Below are 24,643 nucleotides of genomic sequence, written 5' to 3'. Positions count from 1 at the left end.
CGGTTGCGCGTCGCCACCCGCCGCAACGGGTGGCGACCGGCGAAAAGGGTCAGGCGGCGTGGTCGAAGGCGTCGTCGTGCGGATCCGGGCCGCCCTGCTGCAGGTCGAGCGCGAAGCCACGGGCGCGGGACTGTTGGTCGGCGACCGTGTTCGGCTTCGCCTTTGCCGCCGGCTTGCGTCGCGCCGGCTTGCGGTCCTTGCGCTGCTTCGCCGCCGCGCCGGTCGTCTCGACCCGGAAGAAGGCGATGCTGTGCTGCAGTTCCTCCGCCTGTTCGGCCAGTTCCTCGGAGGTCGAGGTGATCTGTTCCGAAGCCGACGCGTTCTGCTGCGTGACCTGATCGAGCTGTTGCAGCGCCTGATTGATCTGCCCCGCGCCGATATCCTGTTCGCGACACGCGGCGCTGATCTCTGCCACCAGTTCGGCGGTCCGGCGGATATCAGGCACCAGCCGCGTCAGCATCTCGCCGGCCTGCACCGCCGCCTGCACCGTGTCGCCCGACACTGCGCTGATCTCGGCGGCAGCGGTCTGGCTGCGTTCGGCCAGCTTGCGGACTTCCGACGCGACCACCGCGAAGCCGCGGCCATGTTCGCCCGCACGAGCCGCCTCGACCGCCGCGTTCAGCGCCAGCAGGTCGGTCTGGCGGGCGATCTCCTGCACGATGCCGATCTTTTCGGCGATGATCCGCATCGCGCCGACCGCACGTTCGACGGCGACACCGCTGGCTTCGGCATCTTGCGACGACTGGCGCGCGATCTTCTCGGTCTGCGCGGCATTGTCGGCGTTCTGCTTGATGTTGGCGGCCATTTCTTCCATCGACGCTGATGCTTCCTCGGCGGCGGCGGCCTGTTCGGTCGCGCCCTGACTGACCTGTTCGGACGAGGCCGACAGTTCCTGGCTGCCGCCCGCGACATTGTCGGCAGCGGCCGAAGCGTCGCCGACCACGGTGCGCAGCCGTCCGACCATCGTCACCAGCGCATGGCCCAGCTGATCCTTGTCCGACAGCGGCGTGTGATCGACGGTCAGGTCGCCGCCCGCGATCGTGTCGGCCAATGCCGCCGACTTGCGCAGCCCGGTGACCATCGACACCATCGCATGGCCCAGCCGGTCCTTGTCCGACAGCGGCTTGTGATCGACCGACAGGTCGCCCAGCGCGATCGTATCGGCCAGCGCCGCGGACTTGCGCAGCCCCTCGACCATCGACACCATCGCAAAGCCCAGCTTGTCCTTGTCCGACAGCGGCTTGTGATCGACCGACAGGTCGCCCAGCGCGATCGTGTCGGCCAGCGCCGCCGATTTGCGCAGCGCCACCGTCATGCGGTTGACGGTGTCGACCAGTTCGCGGATTTCGTCATTGCTGGTGATGACGACTTCGTTGTCGAGGTCGCCGATCGCCACTGCGTCGAGCGCCGCGCCGACCCGCTGCAACCCTTGCGCCACGATCCTGCTGATCCACAGCGCGCCGGCGATCGCCACGGCAAAGGCCACCACCGCGATCACGATCAGCCAGGTGCGCGAAGTGGCATATAGCGCGTCGCCCTCAGCATCGGCCCGCTTCATCTCCTCGCGCTGCCGTTCGACCATCTCGCCCACCAGCGCGCGGGTCTTTTCGGCGGCGATGCGCGCCGCCCCCAGTGAAATCTGCCCGGCCTCGAGATTCTTGTCGGCCAGCGCCAGTTCGACGCCCTTGTCGGCGGCGGTCTTGTAATCCTCCCAGATGGCGCGGACCTTGCTATATTGTTCAATGTCAGCGGCATCGGCCATTGGCGGCGCCTTGGCGATGATATCGTCGGCAATGGCGCGGAACTTGCGAAGATTTGCCAACTGCGCCGCTTCGATCTGCGGGTCGTTGCTCAGCGCAAGGTTCTTTTCGGCGATCATTGCCGACTTCGACGCATCGTCGAACTGCTGGATACGGTCGAGCGCTGCTGCCGGATCGTCGACCAGCCTGCCCATCGCACCGCTCAAGGTCGACAATTGCATGACGCTGAAGCCGACGACGATCGCCAGCAACAGAAGGACGACCGCGAAGGTCGACCCCAGTTTCATTCTGATCGTAGCGCGCATGATATATTCCCGTTGCTGCAAAGCCAAACCCCGTTGGAAAGGGCACGGGAATGGAATGCCGCAAACGATTTTAACAATTGGTTGGACGGTCATTAGGTGAAATCGAACCAAGCTTAACGTGATGACCGATTTGGACGCGTGCTGGCGGGGTAGATCGGCGCTGTCCGGCAGCATGCAAAAGTGCATCCTGCATAGCGGGTGAGGAAAAGGATGGTGAGCCAGTGACTTGGTGCGCTGCGGTCAAAATTATAGCCAATGGCGCAGATGGCAGATGGTCCACCTACGGTTAACGTACTTTTTTGTAATTGGTCGTCACCTCATCGGCAAAGCGCCTGATCGAAACGCGAACGGCGGACGACTTTGCCAAGTCGCCCGCCATCCATTACGGGGTCTTCGTTCCGATCGCCGCCGCGCCCAGGCGGCGGCGGATCAGCGTTCAGGCGGCACGGCCGAACGCCGCATCGTCGCTATCGGGTCCGCCCTGCGCCAGATCGAGCGCGAAACCGCGGGCACGGGCCTGCTGGTCGGCGACCGAATTGGGCTTGGCCTTCGGCGCGGCGGCCGGCTTCGCCTTCGACTTGCGCGCGGCGGGACGCTTGGCGGTTGCAGCCGATTTGTCATCGACGCGGAAGAAGGCGATGCTCTGTTGCAGTTCCTCCGCCTGTCCGGCCAGTTCCTCGGAGGTCGAGGTGATCTGTTCCGAAGCCGACGCGTTCTGCTGCGTGACCTGATCGAGCTGCTGTAGCGCCTGATTGATCTGCCCCGCGCCGAGATCCTGTTCGCGGCACGCGGCGCTGATCTCCGCCACCAGTTCGGCGGTACGGCGGATGTCGGGCACCAGCCTGGTCAGCATCTCGCCGGCCTGCGCCGCCGCCTGGACCGTGTCGCCCGACACCGCGCTGATTTCAGCGGCAGCGGTCTGGCTTCGCTCGGCCAGCTTGCGGACTTCCGACGCGACCACCGCGAAGCCACGACCATGTTCGCCGGCGCGCGCCGCCTCCACCGCCGCGTTCAAGGCCAGCAGATCGGTCTGGCGGGCGATTTCCTGCACGATGCCGATCTTCTCGGCGATCGTCCGCATCGCCCCGACCGCACGCTCGACCGCGACGCCGCTGGCTTCGGCGTCCTTCGACGATTGGCGCGCGATCTTCTCGGTCTGCGCGGCATTGTCGGCGTTCTGCTTGATGTTGGCGGCCATCTGTTCCATCGACGCCGACGCTTCCTCGGCTGCGGCGGCCTGTTCGGTCGCGCCCTGGCTGACCTGTTCGGACGAAGCGGAAAGCTGCTGGCTGCCGGCGGCGACATTTTGCGCCGCAGTGGTGGTGTCGCCCACCACGCCGCGCAGGCGTTCGATCATGGCATTGGTGGTTTCGACCAGGTCTTTGATCTCGTCGTTGCTCCGAACCTCGATTGTTTGGGTCAGATCGCCGCCTGCCACCGTGTCCAGTGCGTTCGACAACTGCTTGAACCCGCGCGACACCACCAGGCAGACCCAGGTCGCTCCGCCGATCGCCACCGCCAGTGCGCCGAGCGCCAGCACCATGAGCAGGGTCCGCGAGCGATCATATAGCGCGTCGCCGGCATGATCCGCCTCGGTCATTTCCTGACGTTGGCGGCTGACCATCTGATCGACCAGGCTGCCGGCTTCTTCGGCGGTATCACGGGCCTCGCCAGTCGATATCGCGGCGGCCTCCTGTTTCTTGTTCTGCATACTAAGGGCAATCGCTTGATCGGCAGCAATCTTGTAGGCTGCCCATGCCGTCCGGATCTTGTCGAGCATGGCCTTTTCGACATCGTTCGCGGATTCGGGTGTCGGCGCGATCAATTCATCGGCTCGGGTCCGTTGACGCTTCAGTTCGTCGCTTTGCGCCACGATCTGCTGCCGATCGTCGGTCAGAACGATATTCTTGCCGGCGATAACCGCGGAATTCATGGCATCGTTGAATTGTTGGATATTGTAGAGCATCGTCGCTGAATCGTCGACCAGATTGCTCATCGATCCGTTCAGGGTTCCCATGGTATGGATACTGTAGGCGACAATGCCGATAAGCATTAGTATAACGACGGAAAATGTACTAATCAGCTTCATCTTGATTGTCGTACGCATATCGTTCCCTCCCGCAATAATGCGGAAACCAGACACCAGAATATCTGGTAGTCTCAAGCTCCCCGTATTGCGGCGTAAATGTCATGGACTTAAGAATTGTTTGTTGAGATCTTAACCATTGCCCAAGGGATGTTAAGGTTGCGCGGGTTTAGCAATCGCATCGCCTACTGCCGCGAACGTCCGTCGGATGATCGTCACGGACAAAGCGATGGTCGAGCAATGATTTGTTACGATCGTTTAGAACGATGTTCCGGTACCGACCGCGCCTTTCTGCGCCCAAATCGTTAAGGGAAGAATTTGCGAGCCGCTTTCCGTGGCGTTGTGCAGTAGCTGACGCTACCGGTCGGATTAAGGAAACAGGGGACAGGCAATGGCTGGCGGATTGGTGGCACTGCTCGACGACGTCGCGGCGATCGCGAAGCTGGCGGCGGCGTCGCTCGACGATGTGACCGCGGCGGCCAGCCGCGCGGGGGCCAAGGCGGCGGGCGTGGTCATCGACGATGCAGCGGTGACGCCGCGCTATGTCGTCGGCCTGTCGCCGGCGCGCGAACTGCCGATCATCGGCAAGATCGCGTTGGGATCGCTCAAGAACAAGCTGCTGATCCTGCTGCCCGCCGCGCTGTTGCTGAAGGTGTTCGCGCCCTGGGCGATCACCCCGATCCTGATGGCGGGCGGCGCGTTCCTGTGTTTCGAGGCGGCGGAGAAGATCCTCGCCCCCTGGCTCGGCGGCCATGCTGCGGAGGAAGCGGCGACCACCACCGACCCGGCCGAGCTGGAGCGCACGCAGGTAAGCGGCGCGATTCGCACCGACCTGATCCTATCGGCGGAAATCATGATCATCGCGCTCAACGAACTGCCCGACATGCCGGTGTGGATGCAGGCGGTGGTGCTGGCGGCGGTCGGTATCGCCATCACTCTCGGCGTCTACGGCGTCGTTGCGCTGATCGTGAAGATGGACGATATCGGCCTCGCGCTGGCCCGCCGGTCGGGGGCACTGGCGCAGACGATCGGGCGCGGACTGGTAAAGGCGATGCCGGTGCTGCTGAAGGTGCTGGCGCTGATCGGCACCGCCGCGATGCTGTGGGTCGGCGGGCAGATCATCGTCCATGGGATGGAGGAATTCGGCGTCGTCGCCCTGCCGCACCTGATCCACGACACCGCGCATCATGCGGCGGAGGCGCTGCCCGCGATCGGCGGCGTGGTGAACTGGATCGTCAACGCCGCGCTGTCGGCGGTGGTCGGCATCGTCATCGGCGCGATCATCGCCGGCGTGCTCCACGTCATCCCCCGCAAGCATTGAGGATAAACAAAACCCGTTTGGTTCGAGCAGCTTCCAGCCTGTCGAGAAGCGTCCGTAGAGAACGGGTTACTTGAGCCACGCCCGTTCGACCCGACACTCAGGCGTTGAGATAAGGTCGCACGATCCTCATCCGTTCGTGCTGAGTAGGGGCTGAGCCTGTCGAAGACCCGTATCGAAGTACCTTTGGCGCGGGTCCTTCGATACGCCCCTTCGACAAGTTCAGGGGCTACTCAGAACAAACGGACCGAGCGCCAATCAGCCCCTACAACCCCGCCGCCACCGCCAGCAACGCCGCATCCATCGCTGCCGTTGCCGACGTCCCTTCCGGAATATCGTTGGCGTACAGCGCGAAGGTCAGCGTCTGCCCGCTGGCGGCGGTCATCGTTCCCGCCAGCGCCGACGTCCCTGCCAACGACCCGGTCTTGGCGCGCAGCTTCCCCGCCAGCGCCGTACCCCTGAACCGCCGTGCCAGCGTGCCGTCGACGCCCCCGACCGGCAGCGTCTCCAGCCACGCCGCGCCCCAAGGTTGCGCCTGCGCCCAGCCCAGCAGCGCGACCATCGCCCGCGGCGTCACCCGGTTATAGGTCGACATGCCCGACCCGTCGGACAAATCCCATGCGGTGCGCGGCACGCCGGCCAAGCTCATGATCACGCTGACTTTCTTCAGCCCATCGGCGATCGACCCGCTCCCCTCGACCGCGCCGACGCGGCGCAGCAGCAATTCGGCGTGCAGGTTCTGGCTGGCCTTGTTGGTGACCGCGACGTCCTCGATCAGCGGTCCGGGCTGCGTCTGTGTCAACATCGGCGGCGAAACGCCACGCTGGACGACCCCGCCATCCTCCGCCGCCACATAGGGCCGGTGCCGCACCCTTACCTCGCCGGTCACCCGCACCCCCCTTGCACGTAACACCTTCGCCAACTTCCACGCGGCATAATGTGCCGGGTCGTCGATCCCCACCCGGATGCGCTCGCTCGCCCCCTTCGCGACCGTCCCCGACACCCGCAGCACGTCGCTGCCCGGCATCCGGTCATAGCCGATCGCACCGGTTGCACCGACCCGCAGCCGGTTGTCGATCCGGTAATAATCCGAACCGCTTACCACCGCCTTGCCGTCGACGACCCCTACGGTCAGCGCCAGTTCGTTGTCGTCCAGCGTCAGCGCGGAGATGCCGGTGCCATAGCGGGTGACGATATTGTTCCACCCCATGCCCGGCGACCAGCGCTGGTCGGGAAAGGCGCTGTCGTCGCCGATCACGTCCCCGACCGACCGCGTGCGCGCCGCCACCGCATCGGCCAGCGTGGCAAGACAGTCGCTTGCGCAGTCCTCCGCCGACGACAGCCGCGCATCGCCGGCCCCGACCAGCACCACGTCGCGCCCCTCGATCCGCACCCCCGTCCGCGCGCTGTCCGGCCCATCCACGGCCAGGTTGGCAAAGGCGGCGATGGTCGTGAAAATCTTGGTATTCGAAGCAGGTACGAAGCGGTCATCGGGGGTGATCGCCACCTGCTCGATGCCGGCCGCATCGCGCACGACCAGCCCGAACCGGGTGCCCGCCGGCGCCTGCGCCAGCGCCGCGCGGACCGCCGCCTCGACCCCGGGATCGGGTGCCGCCGCGCTCAGCCACAGCGCCGCCCCCGCCATTCCCGCTCGCCGGTATCGCATGCGTCCTCCTATGCTGCCCTCCTCCGCATCGCCAGCGCGAACGCCAGCACGACCGCGAACGACAGGCAGGGTATTAGCATCGCGGTCTGGATCGACAGGATATCGTGGCTCAACAACCCCATAGCCGGGGGGAATAGTGCCCCGCCGATAATCGCCATCACGATCAGCGGCGCGCCCAGCGTCGCCTGCGGTCCCAAATCGCGTACCCCCAGCGAAAAGATCGTCGGGAACATGATCGACATGAAGAAACCGGTAAGCAGCAGCGCCCCGATCGTGACCATGCCGCCGGCCAGCGCCGCGAGGAGCGTCAACACGATGTTCGCCAAGGCAAATCCCGCCAGCAGCCGCGTCGCCGCGATCTTCTGCATCAGCAACGTGCCGACCAGCCGCCCGGCGAGGAACAGTGCCAGGCTGACCGACAACAGATAGGCCGCCTCGCGCTCCGGCGTGGCGGGGCTCAGCGTCTTCACGAAATCGACGAAGAAGCTCCATACCCCGACCTGTGCCCCGACATAGAAGAATTGCGCGACCACCGCCCAGCGCAGCGTCCGGACGCCGATCACCGACTTCAATCCCGCCAGCGTGCCGCCGCGCGTGTCGTGCGCGAGTTCGGGCAGGCGGACCAGCGCCACCGCGATGGCGATGACCGTCACGACCCCGGCGAGCACCAGATAGGGCAGTTGCACCATCTGCGCCTCGCCGGCGCGATAGGCTTCGAGCGCGGCAGGGGCCATTGCGTCGAGCGTCGCGCGGTCATGTTCGACGCCGGAAAAAATGAACAGCGCGCCGATGCTGGGCGCGATCGCGCCGCCCAACCCGTTGAACGCCTGCGCCAGATTGAGTCGCTGTTCCGCCCGCGCCGGATCGCCGAACGCGACGATATACGGATTGGCCGCCGTTTCGAGGAATGCCGCCCCCGCCGCGAGCACGAACAACGCCCCGAGGAACCCGGCATATTCCCGCAACTCCGCGGCCGGATAGAAGAGCAGCGCGCCGACCGCGTACAGCCCCAGCCCGGCAAGGATACCGGCACGATAGCCGAAGCGCCGCATGATGATCCCGGCCGGCAGCGCCATCAGGAAATAGCCGAGATAGAAGACGAACTGGATGAATCCGGCCTCCGCGCGGTTCAGCGCCAGCGCCTTCTGAAACTGGCGGATCAGGATGTCATTGAAGTTGTTCGCGATCGCCCAGAGGAAGAACAGGCTGACCACCACCGCGAAACCGACACCGAACCCCGGCGTGATGAACCGATGCCCGCCATGGTCGGGTGCTGTATCGGGCGGCGGAGCGGTAATGGTCGGGATCGGCATGACTTCCTCTCTGCCCGGCGATTTCCGGGTTCATTCTTGTTGTTGTTAGCGCTAACGGTCCTTCGAGACGCCGCATGATGCGTCCTTGATATCAGGAGAGTCGGACAGTGACAGGCCCCACCCCAGCGTCGTGCATACCGCTCATCATCCGCGACGCACGCGTGATCGTCACCTGTCCGGGGCGCAATTTCGTCACGCTGAAGATCGAGACCGACCAGGGCGTCTATGGCATTGGCGACGCGACGCTGAACGGTCGCGAATTGTCGGTCGCGTCGTATCTGACCGACCATGTCGTACCCGTGCTGATCGGGCGCGACGCGCACCGGATCGAGGATATCTGGCAATATCTCTATCGCGGTGCCTATTGGCGTCGCGGACCGGTGACGATGACCGCGATCGCCGCGGTCGATACCGCGCTGTGGGATATCAAGGGCAAGGCGGCGGGGCTGCCGCTCTACCAATTGCTCGGCGGCCGTTCGCGCGAGGGCGTGCTGGTCTATGGCCATGCCAACGGTGCCGATATCGAACATACGGTCGAGACGGTCGGCCGCTATCGCGAGGCGGGCTATCGCGCGATCCGGGCGCAGTCGGGCGTGCCGGGGGTGAAGGGCGCCTATGGCGTCGGGTCGGGCGCGGGCAAGATCTACGAACCCGCCGACACCGCGCTGCCGCAGGAGACTTTGTGGTCGACGCCGGCCTATCTGCGCCACGCGCCGAAACTGTTCGAGGCGATCCGCGTCGCCCATGGTGAGGAGATCGAACTGCTCCACGACGTGCATCACCGGCTGACCCCGATCGAGGCGGCGCGGCTGGGCAAGGCGCTGGAGGAATATCGCCTGTTCTGGATGGAAGACGCGACGCCGGCCGAAAATCAGGAAGCGTTCCGCCTGATCCGGCAGCATACGACCACGCCGCTGGCGGTCGGCGAGATCTTCAATTCGATCCATGACTGCCGGACGCTGATCCAGGAACAGCTGATCGACTTCATCCGCACGACGGTCGTCCATGCCGGCGGCATCACCCATTTGCGGCGGATCGCCGATCTGGCCGGGCTGTATCAGGTCCGCACCGGCAGCCATGGTGCGACCGACCTCTCGCCGGTATGCATGGGCGCCGCGCTGCACTTCGACACCTGGGTCCCGAATTTCGGCATCCAGGAATATATGGCGCACGCGCCCGAGACCGATGAGGTCTTCCCGCATGACTACCGGTTCGAGGACGGCTATCTGAAGGTCGGCGACACGCCCGGCCACGGCGTCGATATCGACGAGTCGCTTGCCACGAAATACCCGTACAACCCAAAGCAGCTTCCCGTTGCGCGGCTGGAAGACGGCACGCTCTGGAACTGGTAAGGGGCGGGCCGGCCCGTCGCAGCGACGCGGGCCGGAATGCATCATGCGTGGTCGGTCAGGCGGAAGATGCGCGCCATCGGCGTCCAGCGGCTGCCGTCGGGTGCCTGTGGCAGGGCGCGCTGGAACTGGCCCATCCGCGCTTCCCACGCGACGACTTCGGGATTGGCGAGGTCGGCGGCGGTCTTGGCCACCGGGTCGAATGCCTCGGTGACGGTCATCGTCATGACCAGCCGGTTGCCGGTGCGCCAGATCTCCATCTGTGTGATGCCGGCATCGCGGATCGATGCCAGGACGGCTGCGGGGACATTGCCTGGCCGATGCCAGTGTTCATACTCGGCAATGGCGGCGACTTCGTCGGCAAGGTCGAGGGTCAGGACATGGATCATGCGTTCGACCATCCGCCATCGATCACATGCGCCACGCCGGTCGTGTAGGACGACGCGTCGGAGGCAAGGTACAGCGCCAATTCGGCGATTTCCTCCGCCCGGCCCAGCCGACCCATCGGCTGGCGCGCGGTGAACGAAGCGCGCGCCGCCGCCGCATCGCCGGTCGCCGCCATGCGCTCTTCCAGCGAGGGCGACTGGACGGTGCCGGGGCAGATCGCGTTGCAACGGATACCCTGTCCGACGAAATCGAGCGCGACCGACTTGGTCAGTCCGATCACCGCCGCCTTGGACGCGGTATAGACGAAGCGGTTGGGGACCGCGATCACATGGCTGGCGACCGACGACATGTTGACGATCGAGGCGCCGCCCGCATCGATCATCGCCGGCAGCAGGGCGCGGATCAGCCGATATTGCGCACGGACGTTCAGGTCGAAGCTGAAGTCCCAATCGGCCTCTTCGGTGGTCAGGATCGTGCCGGCATGGACGAAGCCGGCGCAGTTGAACAGGATGTCGACCGCGCCGACCCTAGCTGCGAAGTCCTTGATGGCCTGTCCGTCCATCAGGTCGACGACATGCACCTCGCAGCCTGCCAGCGTCGCCAGCGCCTCGCCATTGATATCGACCGCCAGCACCCGCGCGCCTTCGCGGGCGAACAATTCGGCGGCGGCGCGGCCGATCCCTTGCGCGGCGGCGGTGACGATGGCGGTTTTACCGGACAGGCGGGTCATGCGGTCTCCGAAGAAGGAACGGGGGCGTCGGCGCGGACCAGACCGGCGTCGATCAGGTCGTGCCACAGCGCCGGGGGCAGGGGCAGGGTGGCGAGTGCCAGCGACTGGGCGACCTCCGCCGCATCGGCCATGCCGGGAATGACGGTGTCGACTGCCGGATTCTCCATGGCGAATTGCAGCGCCGCCGCCGCCATCGGCACGTCGTGGCGCGCGCAAATTGCGGCGATGGCATCGACCCGGCGGCCGATGTCGGCGGGTGCCGGCTCATAATTATAGCGCGCGCCGCCGCCGGTGCCGGTGGCGAGGATGCCGGAATTGTACGGCCCGCCAAGGATCAATCGGACGCCCATCGCCTGACAGCGGGGCAGCAGCGAGTCGAGCGCACCCTGTTCGAGCAGCGTATAGCGGCCGGCGAGCAGGATCGCGTCGAGTTCGACCTGATCCAGCAGTTCCTCGCACACCGCGATCTCGTTGACGCCGATGCCGATCGCGCCGATCGCGCCCATGTCGCGCAACTCGCACATCGCCGGATAGCCGCCGTCGAGGAAGGTCGCCATCTGCGCCCCGGCATCGGCACCATGGGTCATGGCACCCAGATCATGCGCCAGCAACAGGTCGATCCGGTCACGCCGCAACCGGCGAAGGCTGGCATCGAACGAGCGCAGCACCCCGTCACGCGAATAGTCGAACGCGCTCTCGACCGGTTCGGGCGACACGAACCCCTGTCGTTCCGTGGCCAAGTCGCGATCGGGCACCGGTTGCAGCACGCGTCCCACCTTGGTCGAGACGAATGCGGTACCCTCCGGATCGCGCACCGCCAGCGCATCGCCCAATCGCCGTTCGGACAGGCCGAAACCGTAATGCGGGGCGGTATCGAACGCACGGATCCCGCGATCCCAGGCGGCGTCGATCGTCGACCGGGCGGCTTCCTCGCCGACCGGCCGATATAGATTGCCGATCGCCGCCCCGCCAAAGCCGAGCTTGGCGGGACGCTGCCCTCCGGTCATCGCATGTCCTCTCTCCGCTTATATTCGCGAAGAAATTTCACCTGTCAAAACGAAATCAGTAGACCACGACCGAGCGGATGCTCTCGCCGGCGTGCATCAGGTCGAAGCCCTTGTTGATCTCGTCGAGCGACAGGACATGGGTGATCATCGGGTCGATCTCGATCTTGCCGTTCATGTACCAGTCGACGATCTTCGGCACGTCGGTGCGGCCCTTCGCCCCGCCGAACGCGGTGCCACGCCAGTTGCGCCCGGTGACCAGCTGGAACGGACGGGTGCTGATTTCCTTGCCCGCCTCGGCCACGCCGATGATGATGCTGGTGCCCCAGCCGCGATGGCATGCCTCCAGCCCCTGCCGCATGACGTCGGTATTGCCGGTGCAGTCGAACGTATAGTCCGCGCCGCCATCGGTCAGCGCGACCAGATGCTGGACGATATCGCCGCTGACGTCCTTCGGGTTGACGAAATGGGTCATGCCGAAGCGGCGGCCCCATTCCTCGCGGTCGGGATTGATATCGACGCCGACGATCATGTTCGCGCCGGCCATCTTCGCACCCTGCAGCACGTTCAGGCCGATGCCGCCGAGGCCGAAGACGATGATATTGTCGCCCGGCGCGACCTTGGCGGTGTTGACCACCGCGCCGACGCCGGTGGTGACGCCGCAGCCGACATAGCAGCTGGTCTGGAACGGCGCATCCTCGCGGATCTTCGCGACCGCGATCTCGGGCAGGACGGTGAAGTTGGAGAAGGTCGAGCAGCCCATATAATGATAGATGGGCTGGCCCTTATAGCTGAACCGGGTGGTGCCGTCGGGCATCAGCCCCTTGCCCTGCGTCGCCCGGATCGCGGTACACAGGTTGGTCTTGCCCGACAGACACGACTTACACTGGCGGCATTCGGGGGTGTAGAGCGGGATGACATGGTCGCCGACCGCGACACTGGTCACGCCCGCGCCGACCTCGCGCACGATGCCTGCGCCTTCGTGGCCGAGCACCGAGGGGAAGATCCCCTCGCTGTCGAGGCCATCGAGCGTATAGGCATCGGTATGGCAGATGCCGGTCGCCATGATCTCAATCAGCACTTCGCCGGGCTTGGGCCCTTCAAGGTCGAGTTCGACGATTTCAAGAGGGCGCTTCGCTTCGAATGCGACGGCGGCACGGGTCTTCATGGGGCGTCTCCTTGGGTCGTGCCGGCCTAGCGGGCGCGGACGGGGGTCGGCAAGGGGGCGGTGCTGCGCTAAAGGGCAGGTGATGACCCCGCGTTCGTTTCTACCCTGTGCCGCCCTGTTGCTATCGGCCTGTGCCGGCGGAAATTATCGCGCGGTCAGCGACGCGGCGGTCAAGGTCGGCGCGCCGTACAGCGTGCGCGGCGTGACCTATGCTCCCGCTGCCGATCCGACCTACGACATGCTGGGGCTGGCGAGCTGGTATGGCAATGAGTCGGGACGGCGGACCGCCAATGGCGAGCGGTTCCGCCCCGGCTGGGTCACCGCCGCGCATACCACGCTGCCGCTGCCGAGCTATGTCGAGGTGACCGCGCTCGACACCGGGCGGCGTATTCTGGTCCGCGTCAATGATCGCGGGCCGTTCACCGGGCGCGGGCGCATCCTCGACCTGTCGCGCGGCGCGGCCGAGGCGCTGGGCGTGCGCGGGACCGGCGTCGTGCCGGTCCGCGTGCGGGTGGTGGCACCCGACGAACGCGATCGGGTAAGGCTGCGCAAGGGCAAGGGCGCCCGCGAACTGCCGCCGGTCGATGAGCGGACGCGCGCCAATTTGCGGGCGCAGTTGCGGGCCAGCGGGCTGTAGCGCGGGGCCAAAGTTCACGAAGTTCACACTTGCGCGCGTTTCGCGCACCAGCTGGTTTGTGGGTTTCGACAGCTCAAGAAGCGCGGGTTCGACGAACCCGGCGCGATCCTGACCGGCGGGTAAAATGTAGGAAAGCGGTTATTTGGTGGCCGCCTGTTCGGCCTGCATCTCGGCGAGATTTTTATCCTGCTTGGCGAGCGTGGGTACACCGAGGGCGGTACGCAGGCTGTCGGGGATCAGTTGGCGGTCATAGGGCTCGCGGCTGGGCGGAGCGTCGTTGGGCCAGCGCCATTGCGTGCCGTATACCTGCTTCTGGCCGATATTCTGAAGGTAACGGTCAAGGGTCGCGGCCGCGATCCAGCTCGCTTCCGCCTTGCCGCGCGCGACCGCAGCGAGTGCCAGCGAATGGGCGAGCAGATAATCTTGCGGCTTTTCGCCATGCTGAAACACGAAGGCAGCGGCGTAGTAATCATCGGCAGTCGACAATTGGCCGCTATCGAGCAGGGCGCGCGTACTGGTCCGGCGAGCGGCGTCATCCGCCCACATTTTCTCGACGAACGCCATGTCCTGCATCTTCGCGTGCGGGACGTTTTCGCGGATCGCTTGATCGTCGGCGAAGAGTTTCGCCATCTCGGCGTTGTTCGCGGGCGGCGGGGTCTGGGCGAGCGCAGGCGTAGCGAGGAGGAACAGGGCGAGCAGAAGGTGGCGCATGGGACCTCACCAGTGGGAGGTAACAGCGTGTCGTAGGATCGCGTTGGCGTAAAGTGGATACGAAAAGAGCGGCCCGTTGCGGGGCCGCCCTTCTTGTTTCTGCCAGCGCCATGGGCGAAGCCCATGTCGTCGGTCGCTGCTGTAGCAGCGCCGGCCGCTCGCGCCGAGTTTCGGCCTTGGTCCAGCTTCGCTGGACCTTGGCTCGGCGCGAGATCAGCGCGAGTAGAACTCGACCACGAGGTTCGGTTCCATCTTCACCGGATAGGGCACTTCGTCCAGCGTCGGAACGCGGTTGAAGGTGACCTTGGTGCCGTCGGCGCCGATATATTCGGGGATGTCACGCTCGGCGAGGGTCTGCGCTTCGAGGACCAGCGCCATTTCCTGCGCCTTGGTGCCCAGCGAGATTTCGTCGCCGACATAGCAGCGGCGCGACGCGATGTTGCACTTCACGCCGTTGACGCGGACGTGGCCGTGGCTGACCAGCTGACGCGCGGCCCAGACGGTCGGCGCGAACTTGGCGCGGTACACGATCATGTCGAGGCGCTGTTCGAGCAGGCCGATCAGGTTCTGACCGGTGTCGCCCTTCATGCGCGACGCTTCTTCATAGGTGCGCTTGAACTGCTTTTCGGTGACGTCGCCGTAATAGCCCTTCAGCTTCTGCTTGGCGCGCAGCTGGGTGCCGAAGTCCGACATCTTGCCCTTGCGGCGCTGACCGTGCTGGCCGGGGCCATATTCACGCTTGTTGACCGGGCTCTTGGGACGACCCCAGATATTCTCGCCAAGGCGGCGATCGAGCTTGTACTTGGCGCTGGAGCGCTTCGACATCGTAAATCCAATGCAATTGCAGTAACGTTTGACCATCCGGGTGGACGATCGCGGCTCCCGGTATTCGCCGCCGGTCCCGAGGGGCCGGGGCCACCGCTTCACCGGGAATGCGGGGCCGAATTGCGAAGCGGCGCGCCTAGCCGGATGGGGCGCGGGAGTCAAGCTGGACAAGCGCGGGGACACTCGCCAAAGCGCGGGGCATGACGATCCTGCCCGGCCCCGATTGTACCACCATGACCGACGTCCGTGCCGGCGTCGACAGCCTCGACCGCGAACTGGTCGCGCTGCTGGCGCGACGCTTCGCCTATATGGATGCCGCCGCGCGGATCAAGCCGGCGCGCGCGGCGGTGCGCGACGAGGCACGCAAGGCCGAGGTGATCGCGAATGCGCGGGCGGCGGCGGCGGAGGCTGGCGTGCCCGATGCGGTGGTCGCGGACCTGTGGGAGCGGCTGGTCGAGGCGTCGATCGCGTATGAGATGGCGCGGTTCGACGCGACGCGGGGATAGCGCGTCGAAGGATTGGCAGCCCTGGTCCCGATCGCCATCGGCACCCCCGCCGCAAGTCCGGGGTGACGGGTAGGGTGCGGCGGGTGTCGTGCCCGGAACCGCCTCCTACGCCGTAACCCCCTGCAACAGCTTGGGCAGCTTGCCCGTCTCGCCGCGCGCCTCGGCCATGAAGGCGGCTTTGAGCGGCGGGATCGAATCGACCGCCGACAGGCCGAAGCGCCGCACCGCGCCGGCCGCCTTGCCCGGAATGCCGAACAACCGCGTCAGCCCGTCGGTCGCCAGCGCCACCGCGAACGTGTCCAGCCCGCGCCACCGCTGATAGCGCTCGAGCAGATAGGGGTCGCCAAGGTCGAGCCCGGTGCGCTTGCCCTCGACCAGCACCTCGGTCAGCGCCGCGACGTCGCGCAGGCCGAGGTTCAGCCCCTGTCCGGCGATCGGGTGGATGCCGTGCGCGGCGTCGCCGACCAGTACCAGCCGCTCGGCGGTGATCCGCGCCGCATGGTGAAAGCCGAGCGGATAGCTCGACCGAGCCGACAGGTTCGACAATTGCCCCAAAAATCCGCCCGTCTTCTTCGATGCTTCGGCAAGGAAGGCGCGGTCGGACAGTTTCAGCATCGCCGGTCGGTCCTTCGCATCGACGGTCCAAACGATCGCCGAGCGATGGCCGTGTTCGTCGTCCTTCAGCGGCAGGATCGCGAACGGCCCGGCCGGGTAGAAGATCTCATACGCCACATTCTCGTGCGGCTCCGCATGGCCGAGCGTGGTGATGATCGCGGCGTGATCGTAGCTCCAGCGCGCGACGCGGATGCCCGCCGCCTCGCGCGTCGGCGAATTGCGCCCCTCCGCCGCGATCAGCAGCGGTGCGGTCAGCGTGTCGCCGCCCGCCGTCGTCACCGTCACGCCATGCGCCTCGCGCCGGACGTCGATCGCTCGGTCCCGGTAGCGCAGGTCGACCAGCGGCGATGCAACCGCCGCGTCATAGATCACCTGCCGCAACCGCTTGTTCTCGTACATCACGCCGACCGGGTCGTCGGCGGCATCGGGGATGAAGTCGAGCTTGCCGGGTTCCAGCCCGTCGGTCGCGCGGATCGCGGCGATCGGACAGCCCTCGTCGCCCAGCCCCTCGGCAATGCCGATCGCCTCGAACATGCGGTGCGTCGCGCTGGCGATGGCGGAGGCGCGTCCGTCGAAGCCCGGCGCCAGCGTCACTGCCGGATCGGCGGGATCGAGAATGATCGAGCGGAGGCCATGGACGCTCAGCGATACGCCGAGCGTGCTGCCGACCAGCCCGCCGCCCAGGATGATGACGTCCGCCTGTGCCATGAAACCCGTCCCATCCTTAACCTATGTCCATCGCGACTTAGGGTGTGGTGCGGTTCACCGCAACGCCGCCTTGACGGCGATGCCCGGCGCGGCGCACATCGGGGCGGTATCGAACAAGGGTGGAACGAATGGCGACGAACGCGCAGCCGATGTTGTGGCGCGACGCGATGAAGGCGGGCGTGAGGCGCAGCGGCGCGATAATCGGGGCGACCTTGCTGTTCGTCGCCATGCTGCTGATCGCGATCGCGCTGGTCAGCTATTCGTCGGCCGATCCGTCGTTCAGCACCGCCGCGGGCGGGCCGGTCGCCAACAAGCTCGGATCGCCCGGCGCGCATCTGGCCGACCTGTTGCTGACCCTGTTTGGCGTGCCGGTCTCGATGCTGTTGCCGCTGGGCCTGATCGTCAGCGTCCGGCTGTGGCGCGACGTGCCCGTCGGGCCGTGGCCGCGCATGGTGCGCGACTGCCTGATCGGCGTGCTGCTGATGGGCACGACGCTGGCGTTCGTGTCGGGTGAGGCGATATTGTCGCTGCCCGCCGGCTATGGCGGGGTGATCGGCTGGAGCGTCGCGGCGGCGGTGCAGGGGCTGATCCACATGATCGGCCAGCCCGATATCGAAATCTGGATCGTCCGCGTGGTGGCGCTGGCGACCGGGCTGTTCGGCATCTGGCGCTGGGCCAAGGGACTGACGATCGAGATTCCCGACGGCACCTTCCGCATGCCGAAATTCGAACGCCGCGCGCGGGCGGTCGATGCCGAGACGGGTGAGGTCGCCTATGACGACGATGATGCGCCGTTCGATGCCGCGCCCAGCCGCTTCGTCGCCGATACCGAGGAAGATACCGAGGACGACGCGCCCGCCCGGCCGCAGCCGCGCCGCGTCGCCGAACCCGACAACCGCGCGCCGCCGGTCATCGCCGAACGCACCGCTTCGCCGGCGCTGGCCAGCGCACCGCGCCCGGCCAGCAGCGAAGGTCGCGACAATTTCGCGCTGCCCGCCATCGACCTGCTCGCCCCCCCGCCCGAATCGAGCGGCCCGTCGATCGACAAGGCGGCGCTGGAGCGCAATTCGCGCCTGCTCGAAAGCGTGCTCGACGACTTCAACGTGAAGGGGCAGGTGGTGAAGGTCGCGCCCGGCCCGGTCGTCACCATGTACGAACTCGAACCCGAACCCGGCATCCGTGCCAGCCGCGTCATCCAGCTGGCCGACGATATCGCGCGCAACATGTCGGCGATCTCCGCGCGCGTCGCGACGATCCCGGGCCGCACCGTGATCGGCATCGAACTGCCCAACCAGCGGCGCGAGACGGTTTCCCTGCGCGAACTGATCGCCAGCCAGGCGTTCGCCGACCAGAATGCGCAGCTTCCCATCGTGCTGGGCAAGAATATCGCCGGCGATCCGGTCGTCGCCGATCTGGCGCCGATGCCGCACCTGCTGGTCGCGGGTACGACCGGATCGGGCAAATCGGTCGGCCTGAACTGCATGATCCTGTCGCTGTTGTACCGGCTGACCCCGGACCAGTGCCGGATGATCATGATCGACCCGAAGATGCTCGAACTCAGCATGTATCGCGGCATCCCGCACCTGCTCGCCGACGTGGTGACCGACCCGCCCAAGGCGGTGCGCGCGCTCAAATGGGCGGTCGAGCAGATGGAGGACCGCTATCGGATGATGGCGTCGATCAACGTCCGCAGCCTTGCCAGCTTCAACGAGAAGGTCCGCGCCGCTATCGCCAAGGGGCAGAAGCTCGGCCGCAAGGTGCAGACCGGCTACGATGCCGAGAACGGCACGCCGATCTATGAGGAAGAGACGCTCGACCTGACGCCGCTGCCGCAGATCGTGGTGATCGTCGACGAACTCGCCGACCTGATGATGACCGCGGGCAAGGAAGTCGAATTCCTGATCCAGCGCCTCGCGCAAAAGGCGCGCGCGGCGGGCATCCACCTGATCATGGCGACGCAGCGCCCCTCGGTCGACGTCATCACCGGCGTCATCAAGGCGAATCTGCCAACGCGCATCAGCTTCCACGTCACCAGCAAGATCGATTCGCGCACCATCCTTGGCGAACAGGGTGCCGAGCAGCTGCTGGGCCGCGGCGACATGCTGTACATGCCGGGCGGCAAGGCGCTGGCGCGTGTGCACGGCCCGTTCGTCAGCGACGACGAAGTGCAGGCGGTGTCCGATTTCTGGCGCTCGCAGGGGGCGCCCGACTATATCGACGCGGTGGTCAACGAGCCGGAAGGCGATGCCGGCTTCAGCCTCGACGGGGCGCCGACCGGGGACGATTCGCCCGAGGAACAGACCTTCCGCCAGGCGTGTCAGCTGGTGGCGGAGAGCCAGAAGGCATCGACCAGCTGGCTTCAGCGTCAGTTGCGCGTGGGGTATAACTCGGCGGCGCGGCTGATCGAGCGGATGGAAAAGGAAGGGCTGGTGTCGCGCCCGGACCATGTCGGCCGGCGCGAGGTGTTGATGGACGCGGACGGGCGGCCGACGGGGTAAGGGGGGCGCTTCCCTCTCTCAGCCCCCTCGCTCTCCACCCCCCTCCGTTTGCTTCGAGCGCAGGTTCGAGCCTGTCGAGAACCGAAGTCGAGAAGGGGGTGCCCCAAACGGCGCGTTCTCGACGGACGCTTCTCGACAAGCTCGAAGCTGCTCGAACCGAACGGTTGGGGGCAGGGGCTGGCGAACGAAAATTCGTTTGTCTTGAGTAGCCATTGAGCCTGTCGAAATGGCGTATCGAAAGACCGTCTGGAGCCAAGTACTTCGATACGGGCCTCCGACAAACTTAGTCCCTACTCAGCACGAACGGAGCGGGGACAAGGAACGGATCACGCCGCCAACCTTTGGCAATGCGACCCCCAACCGCACGGAAGTTCCATCACCGACCTCACCCTTAACGACGGCCGCACCATCCCCGCGATTGGATACGGCACCTACAAGGTTCCGCCCGAAGACTCCGCTCGCCTGTCGCGCGAAGCCATCGACGCCGGCTATCGCCTGATCGACACCGCCGCCTTCTATGCCAACGAAACGGGCGTCGGCGAAGCGACCGGCGGCACCGACATCTTCGTCACCACCAAATTGTGGCGCGACGCCATGGGCTATGACGGCGCGCTCAAGGCGTTCGACGCCAGCGCTGCGAAGTTGCCGCGCATCGACCTGTTCCTGATCCACTGGCCGATGCCGTCGGAGGACCGCTATGTCGACACGTGGAAGGCGCTGGTGCGGTTGCGCGAGGACGGGCGGGTCGGCTCGATCGGCGTGTCGAACTTCTCGCCCGATCATCTCGACCGGATCGTCGATGCCACCGGCGTGGTGCCGGCGCTGAACCAGATCGAGCTGCATCCTCATTTCCAGCAGCGCGCGGCGCGCGCGGCGCATGAACGACTGGGGATCGTGACGCAAAGCTGGTCGCCGCTGGGGCAGGGGACATTGCTGACCGATCCGGCGATCGTCGCGATCGCCGAGGCGGCGGGGGCAACGCCGGCACAGGTGATCCTCGCCTGGCATGTGCAGGCCGGGCTGGGCGTGATCCCCAAGGCGTCGTCGCGCGCGCGGATCGAGGAAAATTTGGCAGCGGAAAAGGTAACGCTGACGGCGGAGCAGATCGCGAAGATCGACGCGATGGACCGCGAAGACGGCCGCCTCGGCCCCAACCCCGACACCCTCTAAATCCTCCCCGGCACGGGGAGGGGGACCATCCGAAGGATGGTGGAGGGGGGTGTCGGCAACCGCAACGGTTGCGTGGCGCCGCGATCCCCCTCCACCAGCTTCGCTGGTCCCCCTCCCCGCAGGCGGGGAGGATTGCTAAGGGGCACCATGCTCCCCATCCACGCCGTCCTGCCCGACCTACTCCAGACGTTGCGCGACCGCACCTCCGCCGTCCTCGTTGCGCCGCCCGGCGCGGGCAAGACCACCGCCGTCGCCCCGGCACTGCTCGGCGAACCATGGGTCACCGGCGAAATCCTGCTCCTCTCCCCCCGCCGCATCGCCGCGCGCGCCGCCGCCGAGCGCATGGCCGCGACCGCCGGCGAACCCGTCGGCCAGACCTTCGGCTATGCCACCCGCATGGACAGCAAGCGGTCGCCGGCGACCCGGGTGACGGTCATGACCGAGGGCATTTTCGTCGCGCGGATCCAGGCCGATCCCGAACTGGCGGGCGTGTCGGCGGTGCTGTTCGACGAAGTGCACGAACGCAGCCTCGACAGCGATTTCGGCCTCGCCCTCGCGCTCGATGCACAGGCGGCATTGCGGCCCGAGCTGCGCATCCTCGCCATGTCGGCGACGCTCGACGGCGAACGCTTCGCGGCGCTGATGGACGATGCGCCGGTACTCGAAAGCGAGGGGCGGTCCTACCCGCTCGACCTGCGCCATATCGGCCGCCATGCCGAGGCGCGCATCGAGGACTCGGTCGCCGCCGCGATCCGCCGTGCGCTGTCCGAGGCGGAGGGTGGCATCCTCGCCTTTCTGCCCGGCGTCGCGGAGATCGAGCGCACCGCCGAACGCATCGCCGTGCCCGACGGGGCGGTGCTGCACCGGTTGCACGGCACGCTGCTTCCCGCCGAACAGCGCGCCGCCATCGCCCCCGATCCGCAAGGTCGCCGCAAGATCGTGCTGGCGACCAGCATCGCCGAAACCTCGCTGACCCTCGACGGGATTCGCATCGTCGTCGATTCGGGGCTGGCGCGGCGTCCGCGTTACGACCGGGCGGCGGGGATGACCCGCCTGACCACCGAACGCGCGTCGCAGGCCGCCGTCATCCAGCGCGCCGGGCGTGCCGCGCGGCAGGGACCGGGGGTTGCCTATCGCCTGTGGGAAGCTGCCGCCACCGCCGGGTTGCCGCGCTTCGATCCGGCGGAAATTCTCGAAGCCGACCTGTCGGCGCTGGTGCTTGAATGCGGCAAATGGGGCGTGACCGACCCGACGACGCTGCGCTGGCTCGACCCGCCGCCCGCCGCCGCGGTCGAGGAAGCGCGTGCCCGTCTCGCCACGCTGGGCGCGATCGACGGCGATGGCCGGCCGACGCCGCACGGCCTCGCCATCGCCGCGCTGCCGCTGTCCCCACGCCTCGCCCATATGCTGATCCGCGCTGGCGAGGGCGGCTTTGCCGGCGCGGCGGCCGAGGTCGCGGTGCTGCTCGGCGAGCGAGGCCTGGGCGGCAACGACACCGATCTCGACCAGCGCCGCCGCCGCTGGCAGGGCGAGCGCGGGCAGCGCGCGGAGGCGGCGCGCCGCCTTGCCGATCGCTGGCGCAAATTGGTCAAGGGTCGCGACGATCCGCCCGTCGATGCGCTGGCGCGCAGCGTGGCGCTGGCCTTTCCCGATCGGATTGCCAGGCGCCGCGATGCTGCGGGCGAACGCTGGGCCTCGGTCGGAGGTCGCGGGTTCAGGCTGGAGGCGGCGGCGCTGGGATCGGCCGAATGGCTGGCGGTGGCCGAAACGCAGGGGCAGGCGGCCGGCGCGCGCATCCTGTCCGCCGTCGCGATCGACCAGACGACGGTCGAACAATTATTCGGCGACCGGATCGAAACGCGGCGCAGCGTGACCTTCGATCCCGCCACGCGGGGGGTGATCGCGCTGCGCGAACGCCGGCTCGGCGCGATCCGGCTGTCGTCGGGCCCCGATGCGGCGGCGTCGGGTGAGGAGATCGCCACGGCGCTGGTGCAAGCCGTGCGCGGCGACCTGTCGCTGCTGCCATGGGAAGGAGCGGAGACGCTGCGCCGCCGATCGGCCTATGTCGCGGCGATGCTGGGGCAGGACGATACGCTGGGTGACGCGGCGCTGATCGCGACGATCGATGAATGGCTGCCGCCGCTGCTGACCGGCAAACGGCGGCTCGACGCCGTGACCGGCCTGCACGACGCAATGGAGCAGCAGGCGGGATGGGACTGGATGCAACAGGTCCGCCGCCTCGCGCCCGCCCGGTTCGAGAGCCCTGCCGGGTCGAGCCATGCGATCGACTATGCCGCAGAAGGCGGCCCGCGCGTCGAGCTGCGCGTGCAGGCGCTGTTCGGGCTGGCCACCCACCCGATGGTCGCCGGGCAACCGCTGACGCTCAGCCTGACCTCACCGGCGGGCCGGCCGATCCAGACGACGCGCGACCTGCCGGGATTCTGGGCCGGGTCGTGGCGCGACGTGTCGAAGGAAATGCGCGGCCGCTATCCGCGCCATCCCTGGCCCGACGATCCGGCGGCGGCGTCGGCGACGCTCAGGACCAAGAAGGCGGATGCGCGGCGGGGGTGACACCGCCGGCACCACCCCGTTCGGTTCGAGCAGCTTCGAGCGAAGTCGAGACGCGGCAGTCGAGAACGCCGGTGTATGGGCAACCCCTTCTCGACTTCGGTTCTCGACAGGTTCGACCCTCCGCTCGAAGCAAACGGGAGTGGGAAGGAGTAAGGGCGGCTATCCCTCGCCATGCCCCTTGGCCAGATATTCCTCCGACCGCATCTCCTCCAGCCGGCTGATCGTCCGGTCGAATTCGAACCGCCCGTCGCCGCGCGGATACAGGTCGCCCGGCTGCGCGTCCGCCGCCGCCAGCAGCTTCACCCGATATTCGTACAGCGCATCGATCAGCGTCACGAACCGTGCCGCCTCGTTACGGTTCTCCGGCCCGAGGATCGGGATGCCGACCAGGATCACGGTGTGGAACGTCCGCGCGATCTCCAGATAATCGGGCGCGCCGCGCGCCTCGCCGCACAGCCGCTTGAAACTGAACACCGCGACGCCCTTCAGCGCTTTGGGCACGTGCAACGTCCGTCCGCCGATATCGAGGTCGCACGACGGCACATGGTCGCGATCCTCGACCGCGAAATCGGTTAGGCGGAAGAACGCCGCCGACAGCGCCTCGGTCGCCGCCGGTCCGTTGGGCACCAGCCACGTATCGACCGCGCCCAACCGGTCGCGGCGATAGTCGGTCGGGCCGTTCAGCGGCAGCACGTCGAGGTTCGATTCGAGCAGCGCGATGAACGGCAGGAAACTGTCGCGCTGCAGGCCGTCCTTGTAGAGATCGACCGGCGGCCGGTTCGACGTCGCGACGATGGTCACGCCGTGCGTCATCATCTCGGTGAACAGCCGCGACAGCACCATCGCGTCGGCGGTGTTGTTGATGACCATCTCGTCGAACGCGAGCAGCTTCAGGTCCTTGGCCAGCGCCTCGGCGACCGGCGGCACCGGGTTGCCGGCTTCCTTAGCGCGTTCGGTAGCGAGGCGGGCATGGACCTCGATCATGAAGGCGTGGAAATGGACGCGGCGCTTGGCCGGTTCGGCGACGCAGTCGTAGAACAGGTCCATCAGCATCGACTTGCCACGCCCGACGCCACCCCACAGGTAGACCCCGCGTGGGGGTACGGCGTCGCGGCCGGTCAGGCGGGCGAACAGGCCGCGCCGGGGCGGAGCGTCGAGTTCGGCGGCAAGGCGCGACAGCCGCTCGGCAGCGGCGCGCTGTTCGGGGTCGGGGCGGAGTTCGCCGGCGGCAACGAGGCTGTCGTAACGGGTGAGGACGGTCATGCGTGTCCACCCCCTACCCCAAACACTCCGTTTGCTTCGAGCGCAGGTTCGAG

At 66.9% G+C, this 24,643-nt stretch carries 19 protein-coding genes; 7 read left to right on the top strand and 12 right to left on the bottom strand.

Annotated elements, in window-relative coordinates:
• Window positions 1-49 precede the first annotated feature (49 nt).
• Window positions 50-2,065 carry a HAMP domain-containing methyl-accepting chemotaxis protein gene (locus MF607_RS16145; RefSeq protein WP_242120652.1) on the bottom strand — a complete coding sequence of 672 codons (2,016 nt, stop codon included), beginning with the start codon at window positions 2,063-2,065 and terminating at the stop codon, window positions 50-52.
• Between the two features lie 436 nt (window positions 2,066-2,501).
• On the bottom strand, window positions 2,502-4,172 hold the full coding sequence (locus MF607_RS16140) for a methyl-accepting chemotaxis protein (protein WP_431311963.1): 1,671 nt from the start codon (window positions 4,170-4,172) through the stop codon (window positions 2,502-2,504).
• A 370-nt stretch (window positions 4,173-4,542) separates the two neighbouring features.
• Between MF607_RS16140 and MF607_RS16135 the strand changes: the two genes are divergently transcribed.
• Complete coding sequence (locus MF607_RS16135; RefSeq protein ID WP_242120650.1) at window positions 4,543-5,472, top strand: DUF808 domain-containing protein; 930 nt, start codon at window positions 4,543-4,545, stop codon at window positions 5,470-5,472.
• Between the two features lie 262 nt (window positions 5,473-5,734).
• Here the strand turns inward: MF607_RS16135 and dacB are convergent, their stop codons facing one another.
• A complete protein-coding gene (dacB, locus tag MF607_RS16130) occupies window positions 5,735-7,135 on the bottom strand; it encodes a D-alanyl-D-alanine carboxypeptidase/D-alanyl-D-alanine endopeptidase (protein ID WP_242120647.1) in 1,401 nt (466 codons plus the stop codon).
• 8 nt (window positions 7,136-7,143) lie between these two features.
• Window positions 7,144-8,448, bottom strand: a complete 1,305-nt coding sequence (gene fucP, locus MF607_RS16125; RefSeq protein ID WP_242120644.1) for an L-fucose:H+ symporter permease — start codon at window positions 8,446-8,448, stop codon at window positions 7,144-7,146.
• A 134-nt stretch (window positions 8,449-8,582) separates the two neighbouring features.
• Between fucP and manD the strand changes: the two genes are divergently transcribed.
• The gene (gene manD, locus MF607_RS16120; RefSeq protein WP_242120741.1) at window positions 8,583-9,800 is read left to right on the top strand and encodes a D-mannonate dehydratase ManD; all 1,218 of its coding nucleotides are present in this window, start codon (window positions 8,583-8,585) and stop codon (window positions 9,798-9,800) included.
• Between the two features lie 41 nt (window positions 9,801-9,841).
• On the opposite strand, the gene MF607_RS16115 is transcribed toward manD, so the two are convergent.
• The 4 genes from MF607_RS16115 to MF607_RS16100 are packed head-to-tail and all read right to left on the bottom strand — an operon-like array spanning window position 9,842 to window position 13,086.
• On the bottom strand, window positions 9,842-10,198 hold the full coding sequence (locus MF607_RS16115; RefSeq protein ID WP_242120642.1) for an L-rhamnose mutarotase: 357 nt from the start codon (window positions 10,196-10,198) through the stop codon (window positions 9,842-9,844).
• Window positions 10,183-10,914: an SDR family oxidoreductase gene (locus MF607_RS16110; protein WP_242120640.1), complete on the bottom strand. Its 732-nt coding sequence runs from the start codon at window positions 10,912-10,914 to the stop codon at window positions 10,183-10,185. The genes MF607_RS16115 and MF607_RS16110 overlap by 16 nt, the downstream gene beginning before the upstream one ends.
• Entirely contained in the window at window positions 10,911-11,921 is a 1,011-nt protein-coding gene (locus MF607_RS16105; protein ID WP_242120638.1) for an aldo/keto reductase, read from the bottom strand. Before MF607_RS16105 ends, MF607_RS16110 begins: the two co-directional genes overlap by 4 nt.
• A gap of 55 nt (window positions 11,922-11,976) precedes the next feature.
• Entirely contained in the window at window positions 11,977-13,086 is a 1,110-nt protein-coding gene (locus MF607_RS16100) for an S-(hydroxymethyl)glutathione dehydrogenase/class III alcohol dehydrogenase (RefSeq protein WP_242120636.1), read from the bottom strand.
• A gap of 82 nt (window positions 13,087-13,168) precedes the next feature.
• Here MF607_RS16100 and MF607_RS16095 point away from each other — a divergent pair, with 82 nt between their 5' ends.
• Window positions 13,169-13,723 carry a septal ring lytic transglycosylase RlpA family protein gene (locus MF607_RS16095; protein WP_242120634.1) on the top strand — a complete coding sequence of 185 codons (555 nt, stop codon included), beginning with the start codon at window positions 13,169-13,171 and terminating at the stop codon, window positions 13,721-13,723.
• 138 nt (window positions 13,724-13,861) lie between these two features.
• Here MF607_RS16095 and MF607_RS16090 read toward each other — a convergent pair whose 3' ends face one another.
• Both MF607_RS16090 and rpsD read right to left on the bottom strand, forming a co-directional pair.
• The gene (locus tag MF607_RS16090; RefSeq protein ID WP_242120632.1) at window positions 13,862-14,353 is read right to left on the bottom strand and encodes a hypothetical protein; all 492 of its coding nucleotides are present in this window, start codon (window positions 14,351-14,353) and stop codon (window positions 13,862-13,864) included.
• A gap of 294 nt (window positions 14,354-14,647) precedes the next feature.
• The gene (rpsD, locus tag MF607_RS16085; RefSeq protein ID WP_242120630.1) at window positions 14,648-15,259 is read right to left on the bottom strand and encodes a 30S ribosomal protein S4; all 612 of its coding nucleotides are present in this window, start codon (window positions 15,257-15,259) and stop codon (window positions 14,648-14,650) included.
• Between the two features lie 200 nt (window positions 15,260-15,459).
• Here rpsD and MF607_RS16080 point away from each other — a divergent pair, with 200 nt between their 5' ends.
• On the top strand, window positions 15,460-15,765 hold the full coding sequence (locus MF607_RS16080; protein WP_242120628.1) for a chorismate mutase: 306 nt from the start codon (window positions 15,460-15,462) through the stop codon (window positions 15,763-15,765).
• Between the two features lie 105 nt (window positions 15,766-15,870).
• On the opposite strand, the gene MF607_RS16075 is transcribed toward MF607_RS16080, so the two are convergent.
• A complete protein-coding gene (locus MF607_RS16075) occupies window positions 15,871-17,088 on the bottom strand; it encodes a UbiH/UbiF/VisC/COQ6 family ubiquinone biosynthesis hydroxylase (protein ID WP_242120626.1) in 1,218 nt (405 codons plus the stop codon).
• Between the two features lie 128 nt (window positions 17,089-17,216).
• Between MF607_RS16075 and MF607_RS16070 the strand changes: the two genes are divergently transcribed.
• From MF607_RS16070 to hrpB, 3 genes are all read left to right on the top strand, one after another.
• Complete coding sequence (locus MF607_RS16070; RefSeq protein ID WP_242120624.1) at window positions 17,217-19,586, top strand: DNA translocase FtsK; 2,370 nt, start codon at window positions 17,217-17,219, stop codon at window positions 19,584-19,586.
• A gap of 246 nt (window positions 19,587-19,832) precedes the next feature.
• Window positions 19,833-20,756, top strand: coding sequence for an aldo/keto reductase (locus MF607_RS16065; RefSeq protein ID WP_347340893.1), 924 nt, complete (start codon window positions 19,833-19,835; stop codon window positions 20,754-20,756).
• Window positions 20,757-20,903: 147 nt separating this feature from the next.
• Window positions 20,904-23,327, top strand: a complete 2,424-nt coding sequence (gene hrpB, locus MF607_RS16060; protein WP_242120621.1) for an ATP-dependent helicase HrpB — start codon at window positions 20,904-20,906, stop codon at window positions 23,325-23,327.
• 159 nt (window positions 23,328-23,486) lie between these two features.
• Here hrpB and zapE read toward each other — a convergent pair whose 3' ends face one another.
• Window positions 23,487-24,590, bottom strand: coding sequence for a cell division protein ZapE (gene zapE / locus MF607_RS16055; protein ID WP_242120619.1), 1,104 nt, complete (start codon window positions 24,588-24,590; stop codon window positions 23,487-23,489).
• Window positions 24,591-24,643 lie beyond the last annotated feature (53 nt).

The sequence above is a fragment of the Sphingomonas lacusdianchii genome (genome assembly GCF_022664395.1).
Lineage (GTDB): Bacteria > Pseudomonadota > Alphaproteobacteria > Sphingomonadales > Sphingomonadaceae > Sphingomonas > Sphingomonas lacusdianchii.
Note: the sequence above shows the minus strand (reverse complement) of the source record. Positions and strands in the feature narration are given on the sequence as shown.